This window comes from Xenorhabdus japonica (assembly GCF_900115195.1).
Lineage (GTDB): Bacteria > Pseudomonadota > Gammaproteobacteria > Enterobacterales > Enterobacteriaceae > Xenorhabdus > Xenorhabdus japonica.
In genome coordinates this window covers 1-1,464 of sequence record NZ_FOVO01000084.1, presented here as the reverse complement: position 1 = coordinate 1,464, position 1,464 = coordinate 1, and the positions used below count along the sequence as shown (strand labels likewise).

The window sequence follows — 1,464 nt, the reverse complement described above, 5'->3', positions numbered from 1 at the left end:
AGAGGGTGTCGCAAAAGCTCATGTTATCCATTAAGATCGGCGCTCTTCCTTTAGGCGCCTGTCTTTTATGACCTTATTCACTCGAAAATTGGAACCGTCTGCTCACACCAAACGTCAGTTTGCCAAAGCGCAGCATTTACCTGTATTGGAGGGTTCTCTTTCCCTTGGTGATTATCTCAGACAAATGGGAGAACGCCGTGCATTTATCGTCGCGGAGATCCTGGATGAACAAGACTGGGCACCTTTCGAACGCCATTATGCTTCAACAGGCAGGGCCCCTTATTCTCCCCGTTCAATGATGGGGATCCTGCTTTATGGGATCATGAAAGGACACAGCTCGCTCAGAGCACTTGAACGCTTGGCGCGTTTAGATTTGGGGTGTATTTGGCAGTCAATCCGGTATTTCGTGTCTGGCCGGTGACGGAACCGTGATTGAGGCCGCGTGTTCTCATTATCATCTTTTGACTCAGGAAGCGATTTCACGAGAAAAAAGAGCCCTCACGGCAGCGCCTGCCACGGTGCAGACAGAAAAACGTATTCAGCAATTGGAACAGGGCACTGAAGTATTACGGCGCCGGCAAGAAAATCGGGAAAAAAAGGGTAAAGATGCCAGCCAGTTGCGTATTAATCCAACAGAGCCAGACGCTGTCGTCCAGCAACTCAAGCGGGGAAAGGGATTTTCAACGGCCTATAAACCGTCTGTTTTAGTCAACACAGAACGTATTATCGTCGCCCAAACCGTAGATCCGTCCAGTGAAACACGGGTGATGGCGGATTTATTGGCGCGGAATTTCAATTTATCGGGATATCATCCGGACAAAGTGTTATTGGATGCCGGTTATTTCCATGACGCGGTGATTGCTGAGGCACAAAAATATCAGATCCGGCTGTTTTGCTCTGAAAATTCCCCCCGACAGAGCCCCCGAAAAATCTACCCCAAATCGTTATTTATCTATGATGCTGAGCAAGATGGTTATCTCTGTCCTGCCCATCATCAATTATCCTTGAAAAGCACAGTGGCAGCGTCGGAAAAAACGCGAGGCTATCGGGTTTATGGCAGTGCCAATTGCGCCCAATGCAGGCAAAAAAACCACTGTACACGGGCCAAAGGTGGAAGAAAAATAAAACGCTATCTGGAAGATGAAAAGCGGGATGAACTGCGTTTACATATGGCGAACCCTGAGTCAAAACAGATATTGAGTCAACGAAAGAGCATAGTCGAACCGGTATTTTCAGCCTTGCGGGGAATTCAGGGACTGGAACGCTTTCGGCGTAAAGGATTGTCAGCGGTCAAGCTGGAATTTACCCTGCATGCGAGGGCCTATAACTTATCAAGAGCAGTGGCTCTGATATTATGGGTAATTTTCAGCCTGTTATTCGTACAAGTAACAGGCACTAAAAAAGGGGATATGGGCTCAACTTGACACGTTGAAAAAATGACCTCCCCCCTTTTGCGACACCCTC

2 protein-coding genes are annotated in these 1,464 nt (G+C 48.0%); both read left to right on the top strand.

Going from position 1 to position 1,464, the window contains the following annotated elements; all coding sequences use genetic code 11:
• The first annotated feature begins 67 nt into the window (after positions 1-67).
• A complete protein-coding gene (locus tag BM135_RS16380; RefSeq protein ID WP_092521595.1) occupies positions 68-421 on the top strand; it encodes a transposase in 354 nt (117 codons plus the stop codon).
• Positions 422-428: 7 nt separating this feature from the next.
• On the top strand, positions 429-1,424 hold the full coding sequence (locus BM135_RS16375; protein ID WP_175486212.1) for a transposase: 996 nt from the start codon (positions 429-431) through the stop codon (positions 1,422-1,424).
• The last annotated feature ends 40 nt before the right edge of the window (positions 1,425-1,464 follow it).